This window comes from Pseudomonas sp. MF6755, from assembly GCF_016405635.1.
GTDB lineage: Bacteria > Pseudomonadota > Gammaproteobacteria > Pseudomonadales > Pseudomonadaceae > Aquipseudomonas > Aquipseudomonas haemolytica.
In genome coordinates, this window is the sequence record NZ_JAEKDA010000034.1 from 1 (window position 1) to 22,277 (window position 22,277).

A 22,277-nucleotide genomic window follows, 5' to 3' on the forward strand; every position below is an offset into this window, starting at 1 on the left:
TTCCCACCGGCCCGCCGACTACTCCCAGCACCGCGCCGGCTTCTGCGCCTGAAAGGGCGCCGGCGGCACCGCTGGCCACACCGCCTGCCGCACCAATTAATCCACCCGTTTGTTTACCGATATTTTTCGTGACGACGCGTCCAGAGTTACAGCTTGGGCACGGGTTATACATACGCAGATCCTCTCCAGTGATGAGCGTGCTGAGCCAAAAGTGAGCACGCCAAATCCCCGACAGCAGTCGATACCGTGGGGCGTTCACGTAGGTGATATAGATCTGAAATATTTTCGGATGTGATTTCGATCGGTAACAGCTGGTGCTTGCGGTAACTGAACTCGGGTTGACTTGCCGATCTCAAGACCTATAATTACCAAATGGTAATTAATGGTGGTTGTAGATGCTCCGACAATCTGCGGCAAAAAGTGGGGATGCGACGTGCAGATCTCGTCGCAGAATAAAAAGTAGATGGGCGTTAATAGTGGGTTGGCCGCTTGTTACAACCAGAGTGCGAATGTCAAGGCGCTTCGCTATGGCATCGTCCGTGCTGTTCGCTTCTGCGGTGGCAGTCTGGTACCCGATTCCGTACAGGGATAGTGTGACTACTGATGATGCCTACGTCCGGGCCGATCTGACCCCGCTAGTATCACACGTTGAAGGATATCTCGTGGATGTGCCGATCCGCGACAATCAGAGAGTGCGTTCTGGCGATTTGTTGGCATTAGTGCAGGATGCTGATTATCGAGAAAAGGTCGCCGAAGCTCAGGCTAAGTCTGATTTAGCCGCTGCCGCGCTGGTCGAATCTCTCAGCCAAAAGCAATATCAACAGATTCAAGTAGAAGCGGCTGCGGCATCCTTACGGGCTTTACAAGCTGAGTTGGATCGCGCAGTTGCTGATCACAGTCGCTATCATGCTTTACTGCCAAGTGGATCGGTGTCTCGCCAGCAGGTTGATGGTATTGATGCAGACGTTAAGCGTTTGAGCGCTAATCTTGCCCAGAGGCGCGCCGAGTGGATGGCGGCGCAACAGCGGGAGAAAATGAGCAATGCGAGTATAAACAAGGCGAGAGCCAATCTTCAGGCTGCACAGTCGAGTCTGAATCTGCGCAATATAGATCTTGGCTGGACACGTATCACGTCTCCGGTTGATGGCGTCATTGGCGAGCGTCATGTGCGTCCTGGTATGTATGTGCGCACCGGAACGCTGATCGCCGATGTAGTTCCGCTGCCACATGTTTGGGTGGTCGCAAATTTTAGGGAAAGCGAGATAACGCATATACGCCCAGGACAGCGCGTTACTATTTTGGTTGACAGTCTGCCTGGCCAAGCATTCGAAGGTAAGGTTGACAGTCTTCAGCCTGCCAGCGGGGCGCAGTTTGCTTTGCTTCCAGCCGACAATGCGACAGGTAATTTCACTAAGGTAGTTCAGCGTTTTCCGGTGAAGATCACACTTGACCCGAGTCAGGATTCGCAGTCCTCTCTGCTCCCGGGTATGTCCGTTACTACGACCATTCACACATCAACCGGACTGAGTTCAGGAAATTTTATTGATTGGTTAACCGGCTGGCTGCGAGGGCGGGTGTGAGTGACTCTTTAGGCCTTGCCGTATCAGAAGTGAATAGTCGGCTGAAGTCGCGACTTTTTCCCGGATCTTTGATTCGATGGGATCGTCGGCGTTTTTCGGCCTGCGTGGCCGCTATTGCTGCAGCCTGGATGACCGTGCTCGGTGCCCGATACGTTGTGCTGGGATTTGCCGATGTACGGGGTGGTTTAGGCCTGGGGGTTGACGAAGGTACTTTGCTTTCTTCAGCTTATGCCGCTGGAGATGTAGTCGGCGTGGTGATTGGCTGCTGGTTGGCAACTGCGTTATCACTTCGACGGGTGTTGTTAGGGGCAACGTTGCTCTTTATGGCTACCTCGGTATTAATGGCGTTCAGCCCTCCTTATGCTGCTCAGATCATCGTTCGCTTTGCACAGGGTATGGCCGGCGGGGTCCTATTACCGATGGCGATAGTTGCGCTATTGCGAACTCTACCGGCTAGGCATCGTGCTCTTGCTTTGGCACTGTATATCTCCGCCTCGACTCTGGCCCCGCAGTTGGCCGCTGCAATCACAGGCTGGCTGCTCGACCACTGGGGATGGCGCGCACTGTTTCTCGCAAACCTTCTGCCTGGCATATTCGCATTGATCGCGGGTTTCTATGGTCTGCCGCGCGAAAGACTGCGTTTGCGGCCTTTGCTTCATATGGATCGGTTTGGAATGCTCCTGTTCGTTGGCGGGCTTGGCATGCTCGCCTGTGCTTTCGATCAGGGTAATCGGCTTGATTGGTTACAGGCAACCCCAATTAGAGTGTTGCTATTCGCCGGTACGGTTGCCATATGCGGATTTATATATCACGTGGTCAGAGTGAGGCATGATCGCCTGCTTAATGTAGAACTGCTGTCGAGACGCAATATAGTACTGGGCATTTTGGGAATTTTGCCTTTCAGTGTCGCTGTGACAGGTTGCAGCTATGTGATTCCCCAATTCCTTATACAGATACACAGCTATCATCCGCGCGAATTGGGAGCGGTGCTGTGGGATGCAGGCTGGCCGCAATTGATTAGTTTTGCGGGCGCGGTAGTGTGCTTGGATAGGAAATGGTTGGGAGGTCCCCGTCGTTTACTTGTATTGGGGGGCGTATTGGTCGCCACGGGTGCTCTGCATGACAGCTTGAACATCGACGGCTCATGGGAGGGCGATGAGTTGCGCATTGGGCAGATATTGCAGGGCTTAGGGCTGCCCCTGATCTTGTTGCCACTACTGTATTTGTATGTTGGTGATCTTTTGCCGCGCGAGGGATTGCATGCTGCTATGGCATTCAATGTTATGCGCAGTATCTGCGGTACGGCGGGTTTGGCTTGGGTTAGCACTTTGGATCGAGTACGTGAGCAAACCCGATCTAATGTACTTATGGATCATGTGAGCACATCCTCGGCCGCTGTTTCAGCGAGGCTGGATGCCCTTATCTCGGCAGTCAGTATGCGGTCCAGCGGCAGTGATCAGGCGACGGAACAGGCATTGCATCTACTAGCTAGTAATGTGCGGCTTCAATCTCAGATTTTGGCGCATGCCGATACCTTGGCAGCGATCGCTGTGGTTACATTAATAGGTGCAGTGTTGGCGGCATTTATGATGCCCTACGGATCGGGACATCCCAGTTCTAATGTCCGCCACGCTTGAGTACCGTGCTTATTAGCACTCTCGCCAGAGTGTATGATATTTAATGGTATCCATACTCAAAGGACTTCATTGATGTTGAGTCTGAATAATGCCCTTTAGTCTATTGCGGCGGCGCAATTTAAGACTGAGCGAATCAATCAGCCGATGAGGATTGCGGTGGAGGACGCTGGAGAGGATTTAATCGCGCATATCCGGATTGGTGAGTTCGGTATTAGCCCTTTAGATATGGCTCGATATATTCAGTCAGGCGGACCACTCTTCGCTATAAATAGTTCGAACGGGGAGGGGGGGGCAGTTGCGATATATTCTTGGCGAATACAGTTGCTTCGCGACGGTACTGTTATAGGAGCCGTCGGAGTGATTGGCGGTGCGCGTGAGCGGGACGATTTAATCGTGTGAGCTGGCGTCGCAACTTTTAGTTAGCTCCGTCGCGCGTCAATGCCTGCATGGCAGCAGGTGCTCCATGCAGGAAGCGAATGATAGATATTTCGATAAAACGATCCAGATCTTCCGGAACTGTCATGTCATATACCCAGCGACGTTGGGCAAGATAAAATAATTCACCGTGTAATCCCCATGCAACTTCAAGCTCAGCCGACGATAAGGTCTCACCGGGTGGCTTTTCGCAGGAAAGCTCACGTAATTCCATCGCCACTGGTTCGATCACTTTGGTCTGGATTAGGGAAAGATAACGTTGACTGATGCCGACGCCCTTGAGTCCTGCAAAAATAAAAATCCTAACCCAGTCATATCGAAAGATCGCAGGCAAATATGCCTTGTAAAAGTCGATTAATCGCGCTTCCAAGGTCTTTCCAGGCTGCTTTAGCATTGCCTCCCATTCAGGTTGCCAGCGGCTAAGGTAGACCTCTTGGTACACTCTATCTATCAACGCCTCTTTCGTTGCGAAATAACGAAACAGGTTCTGGTGTGTGATTCCAAGGCGTTCGGCTAACTCGCGTAGGGTACCTTCGAATCCGACCTCGGCGAAAAAGCGTACCGCCTCTTCAATAATCTCCCTCTCACGCTCTTGGGGGGGCATGCGTTTGCGTTTGTTTGGCGTTGGCCTCGAGGAGTCGTCGATCGTCTCGGCGGGGGCACATTTGCGTTTCGATTGTGGTGATCTGATCATGCTTTCAGCATAACGATAGACAATCGCTTGGTAAACAAGGTGGGACGCTTTGCAGTGAAATGTCGCACCACGCTCGCTAATTACTGATTGGTAAATAACTATTGATCGGTTGATTTTTTGCCCTATAATTACCATCCGGTAATTATTCACGTTGCGGACAAACTGAAGCGCATTTCAAATCAATTAGGAGGATTTCTGTAATGGCTAAAGCCCCCGAAACTGTATCAGTCAACGATCAGCGTTTCCTTGCTGGCCAGGCGGCGTTTGAGGAGATCACTGGGCTGCGTTCTAGTGAATTCTTGGACGGGCTAAAGGACCTTGCTCCTGCTATAGGCCGATTTGTTATGGAGTGGGAATTTGCCGATGTCTATGGGCAGAGTTCGTTAGATCTGCGTACCAGAGAACTCATTATGGTAGCTGGATGTGTTGCGCTAGGAGCAACTGCTGCTCCCATTCTGAAACTGCGAATTGGCTCAGCCTTGCGTGCCGGTGTTTCGCGTCAGGAAATTATTGACACAATTATCCAAATAGGTATAGCTGCCGGAGTTCCTGCTGCACTAGCGGCGATTCAGTCTGCTGGAGAAGTATTTGCAGTGCTCGATGCTTAAAGTGTTATCTGTTGCTTTTTTAGTAGGGAGCTCGAGAATAAAACAAGGCTCTGCGATGTTTGGAAGGCCCGGCTAGGGGTGGTCTGAGGTAGTCATATTTTTTTGTAAAATTCGGCTGCCTTCAATTTTGAAAGTGCCGATTTGATCCAAAACGCTCAGATCACTCACTCATTCCTATCTTTATTAGCCGCCGTGAGAACCTCGCGGTGGCTATTCCCTATATTACAGGCACACCTCTCCTGTATCGCTCGCTAAATGTCGGAATGCCATCCACAGATTCGACATTGCAAATCGCGTCGCCAGATGTGCCGTGTCCTTTGCCAGGCTAGGGAAGCGTGTTTTCACAAAACTGAACTGGCTATTGATCATTGGAAAGGGTGTTAGAACTTATTCAAAATTACTTTACCGCTCGCTTCTGTAGGCTCGTTATATACGTCGCTCTGAATCGCATGCCTACCTGCAGTGGGTGTCGATGCGACTTCAATCGGGATACTACTGCCAAGCTTATCCACTGCCACTGGGACACAAAAACATAAATCCTTCTAGGGTCATTTTTCAATAAGCTCCAACATGTAAGCCTGTGCTTGCTATTGTGTAGCTGCGAAGCGACGCCCGGTCTGGCTCTGACGTAACAGCCGTATTCATCGTTAGCTGAGTAAATTTTTAAGCCTGGTTACTGACAAGCTTTTAAGCAGGTTGATCATCACTCCAGTGTTCCGTCACTTGAAGGATGTCAGCTTTGGTGGTCTTAGCTTCATGATGGTGAGAGCCATGGCAGTTTGAGAGTCTGCCACAGCTATTTGTTAAAAAGCTAAACTCACTTCGCGTCTATATCCAGCGCTAGCTTGTAACTTTTCTGGTTTTCAAGGTTTTTAATGTAGGTTTCAATATGTGGAAATTCGCTCTTGGATTTGAGCAGGTTGAGCGCGCCTTTCACCACAAATCCCAGCATGAAGTCTGCTCCTGTGAGTCTCTCCTCGATTAAAAACTTTTTGTTATTCAAGTGGTTGTTTAGATAGGAAAAAACTTTATTGAATTCAGCTTCGGCGTAGTTGTTAAGGAATTTTAGTTCGGTTCCAGATTGTGTTTCAAACTCATTAAATATTTTCAGTAAGAACGGAAGCATTGCCGAGCTTTCTGAGAAATGGATCCATTGTAAGTAGTCAAGGTATTCTGCAGAGCTTTCTGTTGGTGCTAAATGAGGTGCGAATTTTTTTATCAGGATTTCTGCGATCGCGCCTGACTCCGCAATTATTTTTCCATCAAGCTCGATAACTGGAGATTTGCCTAGGGGGTGAATGCCCCTCAGTGTCTCGGGGGCTAGATGTGTTTTTTTATCACGCTGATACCGAATAATTTCATATGGTTGGCCTATTTCTTCCAGCAGCCACAGAATACGAAACGACCTTGAGTCATTGAGGTGGTGAAGTTTTATCATCATTTTTACGCCTTCTGAGTGATCTCGGTAAGGGAAATGTGCATTGTCTGAGGCTATCGATAGTTAATTTGCGGACTCGCAACGAGTAGGCAAGAAATTGTATCTGTCAATATGCGACCAGTCTACTATTCTGGTGGGCTGAATGCTCCGATAGCACTTACGGTCCGCTCCGAGTCCTTTGAGATCTGCATCTCGATGCTTGTCTTCTAGCGAGAGAGGAGTGCGCCCACAGAAATCCAAGGAGCTTTGGGAGGCTTAGGATTGGTTCTTTGCGTGTACTGCGGCGCTATGAGGATGCCGAGCGTGGGTTGGTGTTTAGACCTGCGGCGGCCATCAACAATTGCTACAATCACTGGAGCAAAAATCTCACATAGACGACTGGTCTATTTTATGGTAGCTTGCACTGATGAAACCACGTTACGATGATACGCGCCAACATTTGCTCGATACGGGTCACCGAATGATGGTGGTTAAGGGGTTCACGGGTGTTGGGCTTAACGAGATTCTGCAAGCCGCAAGTGTGCCAAAAGGTTCGTTCTATCATTACTTCAAATCCAAGGAGCAGTACGGGCAGTGCTTGCTCGAGGATTACTTTCGCAATTATCTGGCGAACATGGATGAACGATTTGCCGCTACCGGCAATACAGCCCGTGAGCGGCTTATGGGATATTGGCAGAAATGGCTTGAAAGCTATTGTAAGCCCTGCGATGAGCAAAAGTGTCTTGTAGTTAAACTGAGCGCTGAGGTTGCAGATCTTTCGGAGGTTATGCGCCTCACTCTCCGTGACGGAACAGATCAGATAATTGAACGTATTTCTGGCTGTCTTGAGCAGGGTCAACTAGACGGTTCTTTGCCGCAAGGTGATGCTTACCGAACGGCCTTGGCGCTATACCAGCTTTGGCTTGGTGCAAGCCTGCTGAGCAAGCTGCACCGTAACAGTCGGTCGCTAGAAAATGCCATGGCTACTACTCTGATGATGCTGGTCCCTGAGGAGGCGTGATTACGAGATCGCCCACCCTCCCGCCTCGGTAGGGTGGCTTTTTTATGTGAAAAATAGCAGACTGGTCTAATTTTTCCGTTGATGCGGTTGTTTTTCCCCGCCATCCAAGGAGTGTGAAGATGTCTCAATCAAAGCAAATCAATCGAAGCGTTGTTCTGGCATCGCGTCCACATGGTGCGCCTGTCGAAGCGAATTTTCTTATTGAACAAGGTCCAATTCCTGAACCCGCAGAGGGGCAGGTACTTCTGCGTACTATCTATCTATCGCTAGACCCTTACATGCGTGGTCGCATGAGTGATGCGCCGTCCTATGCCCCTCCTGTCGAAGTGGGCGGAGTAATGGTGGGGGGCACTGTATGTCGTGTGGTTGCCTCAAAGCATCATGCCTATAAAGTGAATGACTGGGTGCTGTCTTTTAGTGGTTGGCAGGACTATGCGCTGTCTGATGGCAGCGACCTGACCCCTTTGGGCGATTCGCCAGCGCAGCCGTCTTATGCATTGGGCATATTTGGAATGCCAGGCTTCACCGCATACATGGGCTTACTGGATATTGGTCGGCCGCAGGCGGGTGAAACGCTGGTGGTGGCGGCTGCTACCGGGCCGGTCGGTGCGACTGTCGGGCAAATCGGCAAGATCAAGGGCTGTCATGTGGTCGGTGTGGCCGGAGGGGCGGAAAAGTGCCGGCATGCTGTCGAGGTGCTAGGTTTCGACGCCTGCCTCGATCATCGAGCGCCGGACTTCGCCGAGCAACTGGCCAAGGCCTGCCCGTCGGGTATCGACATTTACTTCGAGAATGTCGGTGGAAAAGTCTTCGATGCTGTGCTGCCGCTGCTCAATGCCAAGGCCCGAGTGCCGGTCTGCGGAATTATTGCGCACTACAACGATACCGCTTTACCCGACGGGCCAGATCGCTCGCCTGCCTTGATGGGGGCTATTCTGCGTAAGCGTATTAAAGTCCAAGGCTTCATTATTTTTGATGATTACGCGCACCGCTACGACGAATTCTTTAACGATATGTCAAGCTGGTTTGCGCAGGGCCGGATTAAGTATCGTGAAGAATTGGTGAGTGGTCTAGAGGAGGCGCCTAAGGCCTTTATCGGCCTGCTAGAGGGGCGTAATTTTGGCAAGCTAGTGGTTCGGGTAAGTGAAGACTGATTGCCTGTTGTTGGAATGACAGTGTTTTTTGCTCTGCCAGCTCAAGCTCCTTGCTGGTAGGGCTTTTTTATTTAAAAAGATCCAGGCCACTAAGTACAAGTAATGCCTGTGGGGGGATTATGCACGCACGCAGTAAGCGCTCGCATCAAATAAACGCCGCGTTCTGGCGTGTACTGGTTGGCTGCTTGGGGCTTTACCCAACGCTTTTGTTGGTGCTGAGTATATTAGCCCCGCTGACCCGTGATTTGAGTTTCCCAGTAATGGTATTGGTGGAGGTGCTGGTATTGGTACCAATCACCCAGCTTGTCTCCTTTCCGCTGGCCGGGTGGTTGGTTGCCCGTTTAAGGCGGATTAATTCGTGAACGTATGAGGCTGTTTTGGCCTGCTTCCCATACCGCACCCACATGATTAAAGCGATAACTAAGGTTGTCGGCATTAAAAATACTAGTCTGAGGAATGAAGATGCAAACGCTAATCATCAATGGACAGTCGCACCAAGTCGACGTGCCGCAGGATATGCCTCTGCTTTGGGTCTTACGCGATGTGCTTGGCCTCACCGGGACAAAATACGGCTGTGGTATTGCTCAGTGTGGCGTTTGCACCGTGCATCTTGATGGTCAGCCGATACGTTCGTGCGTGACCCCTGTTGCTGCTTTGACGGGCGGCTCAATCACCACCATTGAAGCCATCGGTGAGACTGCTGTCGGTCAAGCCGTTCAACAGGCTTGGCTGGCGCATGAGGTGGTGCAATGCGGTTACTGTCAGTCAGGGCAGATCATGGCGGCCACTGCTCTGCTGCAGAGCCAGCCCGCGCCAGACGATCAGGCGATTGATGCTGCAATGGCAGGCAATCTTTGTCGCTGCGCCACCTACACCCGTATTCGCACAGCCATCCACAGTGTTGGCCGTGTAGAGGAGGCGTGAGATGAAGAAGACAATCGAAATGAATGTTGATATGTCCCGTCGCCGTCTCTTGCAAGGCAGCGGTATCGCGGTCGGCGGCTTGGTGTTGAGTACCTGGCTACCGCCGTTGGTGTCCAAAAGCGCTGCCTCCGAGGCTGCTGCCTTAGGCCGGCTGGGTGATCGCTCCGCTGAGGGGTTCGGGGCCTTTGTGCGGGTGGGCCCAGATGGCGTGGTCACGGTGATCTCGCCGAAGATTGAAATGGGTCAGGGCGCGCAAACTGGTATTGCAATGATGGTGGCGGAGGAGCTTGAGGTCGATTTGGATAAGGTAGTAATCCAGGAGGCCCCACCGAACTCCGCACTGTATACCGATACCCTGCTTCAGTTTCAGGCCACTGGTGGCTCGACCTCTACCCGTTACACCTGGGAGCCGCTGCGTCGGGCGGGCGCTACAGCGCGCATTCTGTTGATTCAGGCGGCAGCGCTGCAATGGCGCGTCGCGCCGAGCCTGTGTCATGCGCAGAATGGCCAGGTGTTTGGCCCCAAAGGCCTGCAGGCTGACTACGGCGATTTGGTCGAGGCCGCTGCGACGCTGCCGTTGCCCGACGCGGTGCCGCTGAAAACCCCCGAGCAGTTCAAGCTGTTGGGCACTCCCGCGCAACGCCTGGACACGCCCGCGAAGGTCAACGGCAAGGCGCGCTTTACCATTGACCTGCAAATCCCCGGGATGCTGGTGGCCTCCAGCATCACCTGTCCGGTGTATGGCGGACGGCTGCGTTCGGTTGATGAAACTGAGGCGCGACGGGTGTTAGGGGTGCGCGACATCGTGCGTTTGGACAATGCCGTGGCCGTTACCGCAAGTAACTTTTGGGCCTGCCAGCAGGCCATCAAAGCGTTAAAGATCGAGTGGGAACTTGGGTCGAACGCTACTATCGGATCAAAGCAACTGGATCAGGAGCTGCTAGCCGCAAGTAGCCGTGATGGCGTGGTCGCTAAGCGCACAGGCGATATTGAGCAAGCCAAACAGGGATCTTCCAGCCAGTTCGAGGCCGTTTACGAGCAAGCGCTGTTGTCGCATTCGCCGCTTGAGCCCATGAGCTGCGTGGCCCATGTGCGTAAAGATGCGTGCGAGCTATGGGTGGGCACCCAAGTGCCGGTCTTCGCCCAACAGACGGCCGCCCAAGTCACCGGGCTGCCCTTGGAAAAAATCCAGGTGCACAATCAATTGATCGGTGGGGCATTTGGCCGGCGTCTGGAGTTCGACTTCATCACCCAAGCAGTGGCCATCGCGCGTCAGGTCGATTACCCGATCAAGCTGGTCTGGAGCCGTGAGGAGGACATGACCCACGACCTCTATCGGCCGCTCTATGCCGATCGTATGCAAGCCGCCCTCGATAAGCAGGGGCGTCCGCTGGGCTGGGAACACCGTATCGCTGGTGCCTCGATTCTCGCCCGCTATGCCGGCAGCTTGCCTCCCAGCGGCGTGGATGCCGATGCCGTTGAAGTCGCGGTGGAACCCATCTACCGCCTGCCGCATTTGCAGGTTCGCTATATCCGCCAGGAGCCGAGTGTCGTGCCCGTGTCCTGGTGGCGAGGCGTGGGCCCTCTGCGGGGGACCTATGCCCTTGAGTGTTTTATTGATGAGCTGGCGCACAATGCCAAGGCCGACCCGGTGGTCTACCGTTTGGAGCTGTTGGCGGACCAGCCACGTGCCCAGGCGGTGCTGCGCTTACTTGCTGAGAAGAGTGACTGGTACCAGTCTTTACCTGCTGGGCAGGGTCGGGGTGTGGCAGTAAGTTCGGTGTTTGGCAGCTATGTAGCAACTCTCGTTGAGCTTGAGATGCAGGGTGAATTTGGCTTGCGCATTAAACGCTTGATCAGTGTTGTGGACTGCGGCTTCGCGACTAACCCGACGTCGGTCTTGGCGCAGGTTGAAGGTGGGACATTATTCGGTCTGTCTGCTTCGTTGTTCAACGAAATTCTTATCGAGAACGGTCAGGTTCAGCAGACCAACTTCCACAACTATCGGCAGCTGCGCATAAGTGAGGCGCCAGCAGTTGAGGTGCACCTGCTGCCTAGCCTGGAAGCACCGGGCGGAGTCGGGGAAGCCGGTACTGCGCTGATCGGTCCAGCTTTGGTTAACGCTCTCTACGCTGCTTCCGGTACGCGCATTCGTCGGTTACCACTTAGCCGTGCTGGCTACTATCCGGTTTGAGGAGTTACTCATGAATTTGATAACAAGTTGGCTATTGCTCGCTAGCGGATTCCTGGTGGCGCAGTTTGCGTATGCGCAGGAGGACATACTTGCCAGGGGCGAGTATCTTGCGCGCGCTGCAAATTGCGTGGCTTGCCATACCGTGCCCGGTGGTAAACCCTTCACCGGTGGTGTCGAATTTAAGCTGCCATTCGGCTCGCTTTTTTCGCCCAATATCACTCCAGATAAGCAAACTGGCATCGGAGCCTGGACTGATGATGAGTTCGTTAGCGCGCTGCGAACCGGCGTGGGGCGCGATGGCAAACACTACTATCCAGCATTCCCTTATACGTCCTACAGCAAGATGTCGCGTGACGACATCCTGGCCATCAAAAGCTATCTCGATAGCCTGGAGCCAATCGAGCAGGTGGCTCAAGAGAACCAGCTGAACTTCCCGTTCAATCAGCGTTGGGGGATGTTTTTCTGGAATATGCTGTTCCTGGACGACAAGCAATTTGAAACCGAGGCCCAGCACTCTACCGAGTGGAATCGAGGCAAATACCTAGTGGAAGGTCCTGGCCACTGTGGTGAGTGCCATTCGCCTCGGAACCTGTTCCAAGCTGTCAGCAAAGACCGTTCGCTTGCCGGTAACCTGATACAGGGTTGGAACGCTTACAACATCAGCTCTGACCCGATACATGGCGTCGGTGCCTGGCCCACGGACGTGCTGGCGCGTTACTTGAAGGACGGCGCGGCGCCAGGATTCGGGTTGTCCACCGGGCCGATGGCGGAGGTGGTGGAGCACAGTCTGAGCCATCTGACCGACGCCGATCGTCACGCGATCGCCGTTTATCTCAAGGACTCACCGGCGCGCAGCGAAGGTGTGGCTCGTCCGCAGCAGGCTAAGCTTGCACCGCAGGGGGGCGACAATGCCCTTGGCAATAAACTGTTCGCCGAAGCCTGTTCTAGTTGTCACCGCTGGGACGGGACCGGAAACCAGAGTCAGACTGCCATGCTACGGGGTCTAAAGACGGTCAACGATCCTGCCGCCAGTAATTTGCTGGGCATCCTGCTAAATGGGCATGGTTCGACCGACACCCGGGTAGATCGACGCATGCCGTCGTTCGGGACCATTTACTCCGACCAGGAATTGGCTGCGCTGAGCAGCTTCGTACTGAAGCGCTTTGGCGAGACTGGTGCGCAGGTATCGGAGCAAGCTGTGGCTAAGCGCCGTACCGAGTCCCTTCATTGAGCCGAGGTGCCTCATGTCTTGTCTGATTCCACTGCTGGATGTACTCCTGGCGGAGCGCAATGCTGGCCGAGAAGCGGTGCTTGCGACCGTGGTAAAAGTCGACGGCTCTGCGTATCGGCGACCAGGAGCGCGGATGCTAGTCTCGCGCTTCGGCAGGCCCGAGGGGACCATCAGTGGTGGCTGCCTGGAGGCGGAAGTCGCCAGAAAAGCCTGGTGGTTAACTGAAGCTGGGCCTGCACTGCGTAGCTACAGCACCTCCGAGGCGGATGAGGGCAGTGAGGAAGCGCTTAGTTTCGGGCTGGGCTGCAACGGTAAGGTTCACGTATTGTTCGAGCGGCTGCCTGCCAGTGGTCCTTGCGCGTTGATTACTGCGTTGCTTGGCGTTCGCGACACCCAGCAACCGGCGGCCATCGCCACGGTGATCGCCAGCTCGGCTGATGGTTCACACCGGTTAGGTGATCGCCTGTTATTAGTGTCAGGACAAAGCGCCGAGGGCGAGTTGCTGCAGTCGGCGCTGGCTGAGCAGATCAGGATTGATCTCCAACAGACCTTGGTGCGTGGAAAGTCATCCCGATATCTTTACCCGAATGGCACCGGCAAGATTGAAGTGCTTATGGAGTACCTGCCGCCCGTGCGGCGTTTGGTAGTGTTTGGTGCGGGCCATGATGCCCAGCCGCTGGTGCGCATGGCCAAGCTCTTGGGCTGGCATGTGACAATCATCGATGGGCGGTCACACTTTGCCCGAGCAGAGCGTTTTCCCGACGCTGACCAGGTGCTGGTTGGCGATGTTGAGCAACCTTTCGCCTACCGTGAACTTGTACGCGGCGCAGCGGTGGCGGTGATGACTCACAGCTTGGTGCAAGACGCGCACTGGCTGCAGGGAGTGTTGCACAGTGAGCCCTGTTATGTAGGGCAGTTGGGCCCGCGTGAGCGCACCGAGCGCCTGCTGGCCGGTATCCACGAGCAGCAGGGCGAGTTGCCAGGGCTGGCGTGTTTGCATTATCCGATTGGCCTGGACCTGGGCGGCGACACTCCGGAAAGCGTGGCTATGGCGATGCTGGCGGAAATTCAGGCGGTGCTCAATGGTCGCAATGGTGGCAGCCTGCGTTTCAGGTCCGCGAGTATCCATGATAGCGACCCAGTGCTGATCGCTAGCGAGACCGAAACCGAAATCGCTTTTGCTGCAGAGGCTTATCGGCGGTTCGCCGTGCAGCCTTGACGACTGATCAACCGAGGAACCTATCAGCGTGAATCAAACCATACGCGTTGTAGCGATACTGACCGCCAAAGGCGGCAAAGAGCAGCAGGTCGAGCAGATTCTGCGAGCTTGCGTGCAGCCCTCTCGGGCCGAAGACGGTTGCCTGTCTTACGTCCTGAGTCGGTGCATTGAACAGGTCGGACGGTTTGTCTTCGTCGAGCGCTGGGCAAGCCATGAGGCGATAGCGCTTCATCGGCAGATGCCCCATTACACGACCATGGCCAATGCCCTTGGCGAGCTGCTGAGCGATCGTCAGGTTTATGTGCTGGAGGCGTTGGCTGAGGATGGCGAGTCAGCCACTGGCTTCGACACGGACATGGCAGGGTGATCGTCGATCGACAGGGTCGGCGTTTCCGCAAACTTCGCCTGAGCCTCACGGCTGCCTGCAATTACGCCTGCACCTACTGTGTGGCCGATGGCCGCCGCTTGGTGGCCGCGCGTGATGAGCTGGCGGCCGCGTCGATGCTGCGCGCCGTCGAACTGCTCAGGGATGTCGCCGGTATCGACGCGCTGCGCATTACCGGCGGTGAGCCGCTGCTGAGTGATCGGCTGGAGCCTTTTCTGCAGGGCATCGGTGCGCTAGCGTTGCAGGACATCAGCCTGACCACTAATGGACAATTGCTGGCCGGCAAGTTGCCGTTATTGCGCAGCGCGGGCATCCAGCGGGTCAATGTGTCCCTCGACACACTTGACCCGCGCGCCTTCCGCAAGATCGCAAAGGGCGGCGATCTGCAGACTGTGCTTAACGGCATTGAGCTGGCGCGTCGATCTGGTATGAGCATCAAAATCAATATGGTGCCGATGCGTGGCAGCAACCTCGACCAGGTCATGCCCATGTTGGCGTTCTGCCTGGAGCAGGGCTACGAATTGCGCTTTATCGAGCTGATGCGCATGGGCCATCTGGCCCAGCATGCAGAGGCTTTTCGTACCCAGTTCGTCGGCCAGCGCGAGCTGCTGGAGCTTATCGGCGAGTGTTATGTCTTCACACAAACCGAGGCAGCGCTAGATGCCACTGCGCTGCGTTATAGCGTGGGCGAGCGCGGGGCGTTCGGTATTATTGCCAACGAAAGCGCGCCCTTTTGCCGGAGCTGCAGTCGTCTGCGGTTGTCGTCTACGGGCTGGTTATACGGATGCCTATCATCCAATCGCGGACATTTTATGGGCGCGCTGTTGGATCTGCCGACTGAGCAGGCGCAGCCGCAACTGAAAGGGTTGCTCAGTCGTGCGCTGCAGGACAAACAAGACGCCACTTTTACCGGCAGTGCCCTGATTATGAAATCGGTGGGTGGCTAAGGTCGGCCGGCTTGTCGACGTCCAGCAGGATGCCCCTATCAGCAAGCGTCACTTCTATCACCTGTTGCGCATGGGTGGCGATTAAAGCCTTGGCCCCATTCTCCCCTTGCAGTTGCATCAGCTCCGGCCAAAAGCGCCGGCCGAACAGCACGGGGTGTCCGCGCTGGCCATCGCAGTAAGCGACAACAATATGTTCAGCGTGCGCATGCGCGCGCAACTGCAACAGCGTTGCGAGAGTAATCCACGGCATATCCCCGAGCAGCACCGCCACCGCAGTGGCCTGCGTATTTGCCAGGCTCTGGATGCCGGCGGCCAGGCTTGAGCCCATGCCCTGTTTGGCGTGGGCCGCACGTACCAGATGAATGCCATGCGGAATAGCCAAGGCCTCTGCATCATCCTCAGCCTTTAATACGACTCGAACATCGCTGAAGGCTTCTTTCGCGCGCAACAACGTCGCGCGCAAAAGGCTGTTGCCGTCTGCCAGCTGGGCAAGGCGTTTGTCGCTGCCGAAGCGTTGCCCGGAGCCGGCGGCGAGAACTAGGCCGACATACTCAGGCTTGCGGTGCGGTTCTGTCATGTTGAAAAAATCCTATGCTGCCCCCTGAAGAAGAAGGTCGGCCGTAAAAGACCACTAGGAGGCTTCGCGCTTCTCTCTGGAATGTGCAGTATTTTGCGTATACCGCTCCGGTTTCAGAGTGATTAAGTGACAGTTTGGCGAAACCAAAGTGCGTTTCCACTGGGTAGTGAAGAACGCCGCGCCACAGGTCAAGTTGTTCGATCTGTCGAACCTGCACATGTCCTGGCTGGCCGGTATTTGCTGATCACCCCAGGCGAGATGGGGGCGTAATGCAGAGTATACCCGCTACCAAATGCTCGCTGCGGCTAAAAACTCATAAATGAACGGGTTAGTTGATCGTTACTTGGTCAGATTGCTGTTTTTGAAATCGGCAAGCACTGAAATCAGCCAGAAATACAAGGTTTCTTCAGTCTTAGATTTTTTCTTGCAGCGCTTTGAAAAAGGCATCGATATTTTCGTCGTGGCGTTTGTAGTAGGTCCAGGGGCCGATCCGCTGCGATGTCACCAATTGCGCGCGCTGCAGAGCTGCGAGATAAAGCGATGTGGTGGACTGCGAGAGGCCCGTGCGCTCTTGGATGATACTGACGCACACGCCTACCGTTTCTGGGTCGACCTCCTGCTCTGGAAAGATTGTCCTGGGATCCTTGAGCCAATTGAGGATGGCAAGGCGCATCGGGTTTGCCAATGCTTTCAGTGCTTCGTTGACGTCAATGGTCATGGAATGTTGATACCTGTTTTTTGCGATATTTAGATATCTTCCGGGTTTGCGCAGAAAAATGGAAGGTATTGACGTGACCTCTGCGCCCGCCGTCTGTTGCAAGGACTGGCCGCTCCTGGCTGAAGTATTGTTGCTCTGTCAGGCAGCACTATCAGAAGCCTGGACGCCGAATTGCGGGACGATATGCTTGCCAAGTTCCTCGATAACCTCTGCTGCGGGGCGTTTACCATACTTGAGGTTCAGGATGACGTGATCTACACCGATTTCCTGAAGTGTATCCAGCAAGGCCCGAAGGTGGTTACGTCCTAGTCGAAATCCTAGATGGATATGCGAGGGCGGCGTGGACGGGTGTTCGTCCAGGTCGATATAAAGCGATTGCAAGAACGGCTTGTAGATAGTGCCACACTGTTTAACTATTTCCTGTCGCCAATCCTCCACGATCAGTCGCTGTATTTTTGGCGGACGTGGATAGTTGATCCATCCATGGCTTTCACGTGCGATCCAATCGAGCGGCTGGCGGCTGTGTCCGGTTACGAATAGCGGTATTTCCCGAGTCGTAGGTTTGGGAACGAGGTCGGCCCCCACTAACTCGCCGCCACTCCAGCGAATGGGCTCGAAGTGTGTTCGATGGGCTTGGCGTATCACATTGAAGTTTTCTTGAAAGGTCTCGCCACGCTTTTCTGGATCAATGCTGAATGCGGGAAACTCCACGGGACGATCGCCAGAGGCTACTCCCAGGAGCAAGCGACCTCCGCTCAACTGATCAATGCTCGCTGCGGCCTTTGCCGTGTGCAAGGGATTACGCAAAGTAAGGGCGATGGAGGCGGTACCTAGTGCGATTTCTGTTGTATGGGCTGCCATGTAGCCCAGATACACCCAAGGGTCGAAAACCTGGCCGACATCGCCGAAGCTTGGGTCCCTGAGTGGGACGTCGCGAAACCAGAGCGCCGAAAAACCAAGTGCCTCTGCACGTTTGGCCAGCGCGACCTGATCTAGCATGCTCGGTGTATCACCTTCGAAAGCCTCTAGGGGAAAGAACAGCCCAAGGCTTAGATGACCCTGCCTGAAGGTTCGTTTGAATCCCCTATGCTCTTGGTAGGGGATCGTGCTCGGTTGGTACATGCTTAACTTCCTCGGTCAGCAAACGCTGAGCCACGCCCCTGAGTTATGGGGCGTGGCATTGAGCGTTTAGGATTTGTAAGTCGGGTAGTCGGTGTAGCCCTTATCGGTACCGCCGTACATGCTGCTTGGATCAACTGGGTGAAGCGGCCAGTTGTTGGCGATACGAGCGGGCAGGTCGGGGTTCGCAATGAAGGGGCGACCAAAAGCGATCAGGTCGCCCCAGCCAGCTTTTATCACGCGATTTCCTCGTTCAGCGGTGTACTTGCCGGCATAGAGAATCTTGCCGCTGAAGGTCTTACGAACATCTTCCCGGAACGTCTCAGGCAGCTCGGGTGCGTTTTCCCAATCGGCTTCGGCGAGCGACAGGTAGGCAATGCCCACTTCCTCGAGGATCTTCACTGCCTCGATGTAGGTTTGGTGAGGATCTTCTTCGACCAGGCCAAGGTATACGCGGTCTTCGTCTGTGGTCGCGAACAGCGGGGCGAAGCGAACTCCCATGCGCTCCTTGCCGACGACACCAGCAACGGCCAGGGTGATTTCGCGCAGGAAGCGAAGACGGTTCTGCAGCGAACCGCCATATTCATCATCACGCTGGTTGGTATGGGCCGAAATGAACTGGTTTACCAGGTACCCGTTCGCGCAGTGAAGCTCCACCCCGTCAAAACCTGCGTCCAAAGCATTTCGGGCTGCTTGGGCGTAGAGCTCAACCAGTTCCTTTACCTCCTTGGTGGACAGGGCTCGGGGGGTCGATGGGTCGGCCAGTGCACCCGTGCCGGGGCCAGTTTCGATGAACACCTTGACGTTGTCCGCGCGGATGGCTGATGGCGCGACGGGCGCTTCACCACCGGGTTGCAGCGATGTGTGCGACACGCGGCCTACATGCCAAAGTTGAGCAAAGATCACCCCCCCTTCGGCGTGAACAGCGTCGGTGACCTTACGCCAGCCTTGTATCTGTTCTGGGCTATGAATGCCGGGTGTCCAGGCATAACCCTGTCCTCGGGGTTCGATCTGTGTGCCCTCGGTCACCATGAAGCCAGCACCGCTGCGCTGACGGTAATATGTGGCCATTAGGTCGTTCGCAATATTGCCGGGTTGGGAGCTGCGCGAACGCGTCAGTGGCGGCAGAACGATACGGTTCTTGAGGGTGTATGGGCCCAGCTGAGTGGTTTTAAAAAGTTCTGATTGTGTCATTTCGTTTACCTGCATATCTAAAATATTCGATGTTATAGGTCAAAAAAACATGGATCAGCGAGGTCAGAAGAGCCCGAGCGGTGCTTCGTTGAGGCTGACGTAGATGTTCTTCTTCTGGCTGTAGGCTTCCAGCATTGACTTGTGAGTTTCCCGTCCTAGGCCAGATTTCTTATAGCCACCAAAGGGGGCGTGGGCAGGGATCTCATGGTAGGTATTTACCCACATACGTCCGGTTTCCACCGCGCGTGCCACACGTAACGCCCGGTTGATGTCTTGGGTCCAGACTGCGCCCGCTAGGCCGTACTCGGAGTCGTTGGCCATGGCGATGACCTCCGCTTCATCCTTGAAAGGAATGACGCACAGAACAGGGCCGAAAATTTCCTCGTAGGCGACGCGCATATCGTTGCGAACACCGACCAGAATCGTTGGCTGGATGAAGAAGCCGGCATCGTAATCGGCACCTGTAAGGCGACCGCCGCCGATCAGTACCTCGGCACCTTCCTGTTTGGCGATATCAACGTAGCCGAGGATCCGTTCCATCTGGGTCTTGCTGACCTGTGCGCCCATCATGGTGTCTGGGTTCAATGGGTCACCCACACGCACAGCTTCGAACTTATGCTTGAGCTCAGCCAGGAATTGCTCGTAGATGGACTCGTGAACGAACAGCCGTGCGCCGGATTCGCAGACTTGGCCTTGGTTCCACAGGATGGCGAGGACTGCGCCTTCCACGGCCTTGTCCCAGTTCGCATCGGGGAAAACGATGTTGGCTGACTTGCCGCCCAGTTCAAGGGTGGCAGGAATGATTTTCTTCGCTGCCGCATTGGCGACGAGTTCGCCGACACGCGTCGAGCCAGTGAAGGCAAGCTTGCGCAGGTCTGGATGATCCAGTAGGGCCTGGCCAACTGAGGTGCCTAAGCCTGTGACGATGTTGACCACGCCGGCCGGAAGTACCTTGGCGAAGATCTTCGCCAGTTCAAGGATGGTTACCGGGGTTAGCTCAGAAGGTTTGATGACTACGGTGTTACCCGCCGCGATGGCTGGAGCGATCTTCCAGGCGGCCATAAGAAGCGGGAAGTTCCACGGAATCACTTGGCCCACGACGCCGAGGGGTTCACTGAGAGCGATGCTGAGTGTTTGCTCATCCAGCATGACCGCCTCATCCGATTGGCTGCGGATTGCGCCGGCGAAGTAGCGGAAATGATCAATCGCCAGTGGGATGTCGACGGAGCGACTTTCACGAATGGGTTTGCCTACATCAAGGGTTTCCAGAACGGCGAACCGATCGGCATCGGCTTCCAGCAGGTCGGCGATCTTCAACAACGCATTGGCGCGTTCCGCTGGCGAGGTGGTACGCCAGGTCACGAAGGCGCGTTTTGCGGCCTGCACCGCGCGGTCGACGTCGGCAGCTGTGGCGTTTGGGATGTTGGTGAGAATTTTTCCGTTGGCGGGGTTGATAATGTCGAGGGTTTCACCATTTTCGGCCGCCACCCACTGGTTGTCGATAAACAGGCCGTAGCTGTTGTCGGGAAGGTAGCTCGGATGGGTATCACTGGAATTTTGCATGGGTTACCTCCTGAGGTAAGTGCGATGGGTTTGGTTGAGATTATTTGAGATATTGATATATGTCAATATGTAGTTGTGTATTCGCGCAGGCATTCCTATCGCCGCACTTTTTCAGCCTGCTTCTGGATCGGCGGGGAGCGCGCTGTGCTGCGCGCCAGGCTTGGCAACGTAGTCCAGCCCCCCCCCGATCTCTTCATCGAAGAGGGGGGGCTGCTGCATAAAAGCACTGAGGCCTGTTTGCATTGAGGTGAAGATGTAAGTCAGAACGGCGCGTCGATATCCATGACGTTAATCAGCTTGTGGTTGACGAATTCCTTGATTCCCAAACCAATCAGCTCGCGACCGTAACCAGATCTTTTGATTCCGCCGAAAGGTAGGTCGGCTTTCGATGACGTTGGGTGATTGACGAACACCATGCCTGTCTCGATGCGCTTAGCAACCTCAACACCATGCTGGGCGTCTGCGGTGAATACCGAACCACCGAGCCCGAACGGAGAGTCGTTGGCGATAACTATCGCGTCTTCTTCGTCTTTAGCTCGTAAGATCATCGAGACTGGACCGAAGAACTCCCAGTAGTAGGCAGGGTTATCAGGCGTCAGGTTGGTCAGAATGGTCGGTTGAACAAATGCACCCTTGCTTGGTACCTTGGGCCCAACCTCGGTGGCCGTAGCACCGTAGTTGACTGCTTCACGAATCTTCGCGCGGATTTCGTCGGCGGCAGTTTGAGATGACAGGGGGGCTAGATTTGTTTCCGGATCGAACGGGTCGCCGGCCTTCAGTTGTGCTACACCTTCGGCATAAAGGCGCAGGAACTCATCGTAGACTTCTTCCACTACAATCATGCGTTTGGATGATATGCACACCTGTCCAGCATTCCAGTGACGGCCTACAACAGCCCACTTCACGGTCTTTTTCAGTTCAGCGTCGCGCAGAACTATGAAGGCATCTGCCCCCCCCAGTTCCAATGTAGATTTCTTCAGTGCCTTGCCAGCCTGGGAGGCGATGATGGCACCTGCGCCTTCGGAACCGGTCAGTGCCACCCCGTGTACTCGAGAGTCGTTGAGGATTGTCTCGATTTGCTGGCGAGTTGCGTACATGTTGCTGAATGCGCCAGCAGGTAGACCAGCATCAAGCAGTAGTTGTTCGAAAGCTTCGGCACATTGCGGTACGTTTGAAGCATGTTTGAGCAGCACGGTATTACCCGCTGCCAACTGTGGTGCGAGAATGCGAGCAATTTGATAGTAAGGAAAGTTCCATGGTTCAATGGCCAGGATAGTGCCCAACGGCTCATGGACCAAGATTGCTTCACCCTCGGCTGGGTCGGCTACCGGCAGCTTCTGCGGAGTTAACAAAGCTTCTGCATGTTTAACGTAATACTCAAAGATACTTGCTGAGATTTCTACTTCACCTAATGCTTCGGCAGTGATCTTGCCCATTTCCAGTGTTAGCAACCGGGCATAGTCGTTTGCTCGCGCGCGCAGCAGGTCGGCAGCTCGCTGAAGGACGGCCCCACGCTCTGCGATTGAGCAATTCTTCCAGACAAGAAATGCGTTGTGAGACGCCTCAAGAGCCTGTTCAATCTGAATATCTGTTGCATCTGGAAAACTTTTTAGAACTTCACCTGTATAGGGATTAACGGATGCGTATGCCATGCTGTTTC

Annotated in this window: 19 protein-coding genes and 1 pseudogene; 11 read left to right on the plus strand and 9 right to left on the minus strand. The window is 54.6% G+C overall.

The features are described from left to right. Positions 1–527 precede the first annotated feature (527 nt). Positions 528–1,580 (plus strand): HlyD family secretion protein, encoded by a 1,053-nt coding sequence (locus JFT66_RS28990; protein ID WP_181196944.1) that lies wholly within the window; start codon positions 528–530, stop codon positions 1,578–1,580. Next, on the plus strand, positions 1,577–3,217 hold the full coding sequence (locus JFT66_RS28995) for an MFS transporter (RefSeq protein ID WP_127882194.1): 1,641 nt from the start codon (positions 1,577–1,579) through the stop codon (positions 3,215–3,217). Before JFT66_RS28990 ends, JFT66_RS28995 begins: the two co-directional genes overlap by 4 nt. 415 nt (positions 3,218–3,632) lie before the next feature. Here JFT66_RS28995 and JFT66_RS29000 read toward each other — a convergent pair whose 3' ends face one another. Continuing rightward, positions 3,633–4,496: a TetR/AcrR family transcriptional regulator gene (locus tag JFT66_RS29000; RefSeq protein ID WP_233098363.1), complete on the minus strand. Its 864-nt coding sequence runs from the start codon at positions 4,494–4,496 to the stop codon at positions 3,633–3,635. Between the two features lie 50 nt (positions 4,497–4,546). On the opposite strand from JFT66_RS29000, the gene JFT66_RS29005 reads away from it, so the two are divergent. Beyond that, positions 4,547–4,954 carry a carboxymuconolactone decarboxylase family protein gene (locus JFT66_RS29005; protein ID WP_010562376.1) on the plus strand — a complete coding sequence of 136 codons (408 nt, stop codon included), beginning with the start codon at positions 4,547–4,549 and terminating at the stop codon, positions 4,952–4,954. A 222-nt stretch (positions 4,955–5,176) separates the two neighbouring features. Here JFT66_RS29005 and JFT66_RS29975 read toward each other — a convergent pair. Continuing rightward, positions 5,177–5,332 (minus strand): annotated as a pseudogene (locus JFT66_RS29975) (IS5/IS1182 family transposase); the annotation flags it as partial. A 439-nt stretch (positions 5,333–5,771) separates the two neighbouring features. Then, entirely contained in the window at positions 5,772–6,395 is a 624-nt protein-coding gene (locus JFT66_RS29010; protein WP_169878815.1) for a glutathione S-transferase family protein, read from the minus strand. Between the two features lie 403 nt (positions 6,396–6,798). On the opposite strand from JFT66_RS29010, the gene JFT66_RS29015 reads away from it, so the two are divergent. The 8 genes from JFT66_RS29015 to JFT66_RS29055 all read left to right on the plus strand — a co-directional run bounded on the left by JFT66_RS29015 (position 6,799) and on the right by JFT66_RS29055 (position 15,446). Next, positions 6,799–7,392 (plus strand): TetR/AcrR family transcriptional regulator, encoded by a 594-nt coding sequence (locus JFT66_RS29015; protein ID WP_010562379.1) that lies wholly within the window; start codon positions 6,799–6,801, stop codon positions 7,390–7,392. A 119-nt stretch (positions 7,393–7,511) separates the two neighbouring features. After that, positions 7,512–8,546 (plus strand): NADP-dependent oxidoreductase, encoded by a 1,035-nt coding sequence (locus tag JFT66_RS29020; RefSeq protein ID WP_010562380.1) that lies wholly within the window; start codon positions 7,512–7,514, stop codon positions 8,544–8,546. Between the two features lie 462 nt (positions 8,547–9,008). After that, positions 9,009–9,470 (plus strand): (2Fe-2S)-binding protein, encoded by a 462-nt coding sequence (locus JFT66_RS29030; RefSeq protein ID WP_198860582.1) that lies wholly within the window; start codon positions 9,009–9,011, stop codon positions 9,468–9,470. 1 nt (position 9,471) lies between these two features. Next, positions 9,472–11,664: a xanthine dehydrogenase family protein molybdopterin-binding subunit gene (locus tag JFT66_RS29035; RefSeq protein ID WP_010562383.1), complete on the plus strand. Its 2,193-nt coding sequence runs from the start codon at positions 9,472–9,474 to the stop codon at positions 11,662–11,664. Between the two features lie 10 nt (positions 11,665–11,674). Continuing rightward, entirely contained in the window at positions 11,675–12,895 is a 1,221-nt protein-coding gene (locus JFT66_RS29040; protein ID WP_198860583.1) for a cytochrome c, read from the plus strand. Between the two features lie 13 nt (positions 12,896–12,908). Beyond that, positions 12,909–14,114, plus strand: coding sequence for an XdhC family protein (locus JFT66_RS29045; protein WP_038443635.1), 1,206 nt, complete (start codon positions 12,909–12,911; stop codon positions 14,112–14,114). A 28-nt stretch (positions 14,115–14,142) separates the two neighbouring features. Continuing rightward, positions 14,143–14,481, plus strand: coding sequence for a putative quinol monooxygenase (locus tag JFT66_RS29050; RefSeq protein WP_038443633.1), 339 nt, complete (start codon positions 14,143–14,145; stop codon positions 14,479–14,481). After that, on the plus strand, positions 14,478–15,446 hold the full coding sequence (locus JFT66_RS29055) for a GTP 3',8-cyclase MoaA (RefSeq protein ID WP_045057437.1): 969 nt from the start codon (positions 14,478–14,480) through the stop codon (positions 15,444–15,446). Before JFT66_RS29050 ends, JFT66_RS29055 begins: the two co-directional genes overlap by 4 nt. Here the strand turns inward: JFT66_RS29055 and JFT66_RS29060 are convergent. From JFT66_RS29060 to JFT66_RS29085, 6 genes are all read right to left on the minus strand, one after another. Continuing rightward, positions 15,424–16,023 carry a nucleotidyltransferase family protein gene (locus JFT66_RS29060; protein ID WP_038443632.1) on the minus strand — a complete coding sequence of 200 codons (600 nt, stop codon included), beginning with the start codon at positions 16,021–16,023 and terminating at the stop codon, positions 15,424–15,426. The genes JFT66_RS29055 and JFT66_RS29060 overlap by 23 nt on opposite strands. A gap of 412 nt (positions 16,024–16,435) precedes the next feature. Then, positions 16,436–16,741 (minus strand): ArsR/SmtB family transcription factor, encoded by a 306-nt coding sequence (locus JFT66_RS29065; protein WP_010562390.1) that lies wholly within the window; start codon positions 16,739–16,741, stop codon positions 16,436–16,438. A gap of 138 nt (positions 16,742–16,879) precedes the next feature. Beyond that, a complete protein-coding gene (locus JFT66_RS29070) occupies positions 16,880–17,863 on the minus strand; it encodes an LLM class oxidoreductase (RefSeq protein WP_010562391.1) in 984 nt (327 codons plus the stop codon). A 66-nt stretch (positions 17,864–17,929) separates the two neighbouring features. Next, positions 17,930–19,054 carry an alkene reductase gene (locus JFT66_RS29075; protein ID WP_045057438.1) on the minus strand — a complete coding sequence of 375 codons (1,125 nt, stop codon included), beginning with the start codon at positions 19,052–19,054 and terminating at the stop codon, positions 17,930–17,932. Positions 19,055–19,117: 63 nt separating this feature from the next. After that, positions 19,118–20,617: an aldehyde dehydrogenase family protein gene (locus JFT66_RS29080; protein WP_010562393.1), complete on the minus strand. Its 1,500-nt coding sequence runs from the start codon at positions 20,615–20,617 to the stop codon at positions 19,118–19,120. Positions 20,618–20,877: 260 nt separating this feature from the next. Further along, entirely contained in the window at positions 20,878–22,269 is a 1,392-nt protein-coding gene (locus JFT66_RS29085) for an NAD-dependent succinate-semialdehyde dehydrogenase (protein WP_045061817.1), read from the minus strand. Positions 22,270–22,277: the final 8 nt, after the last annotated feature.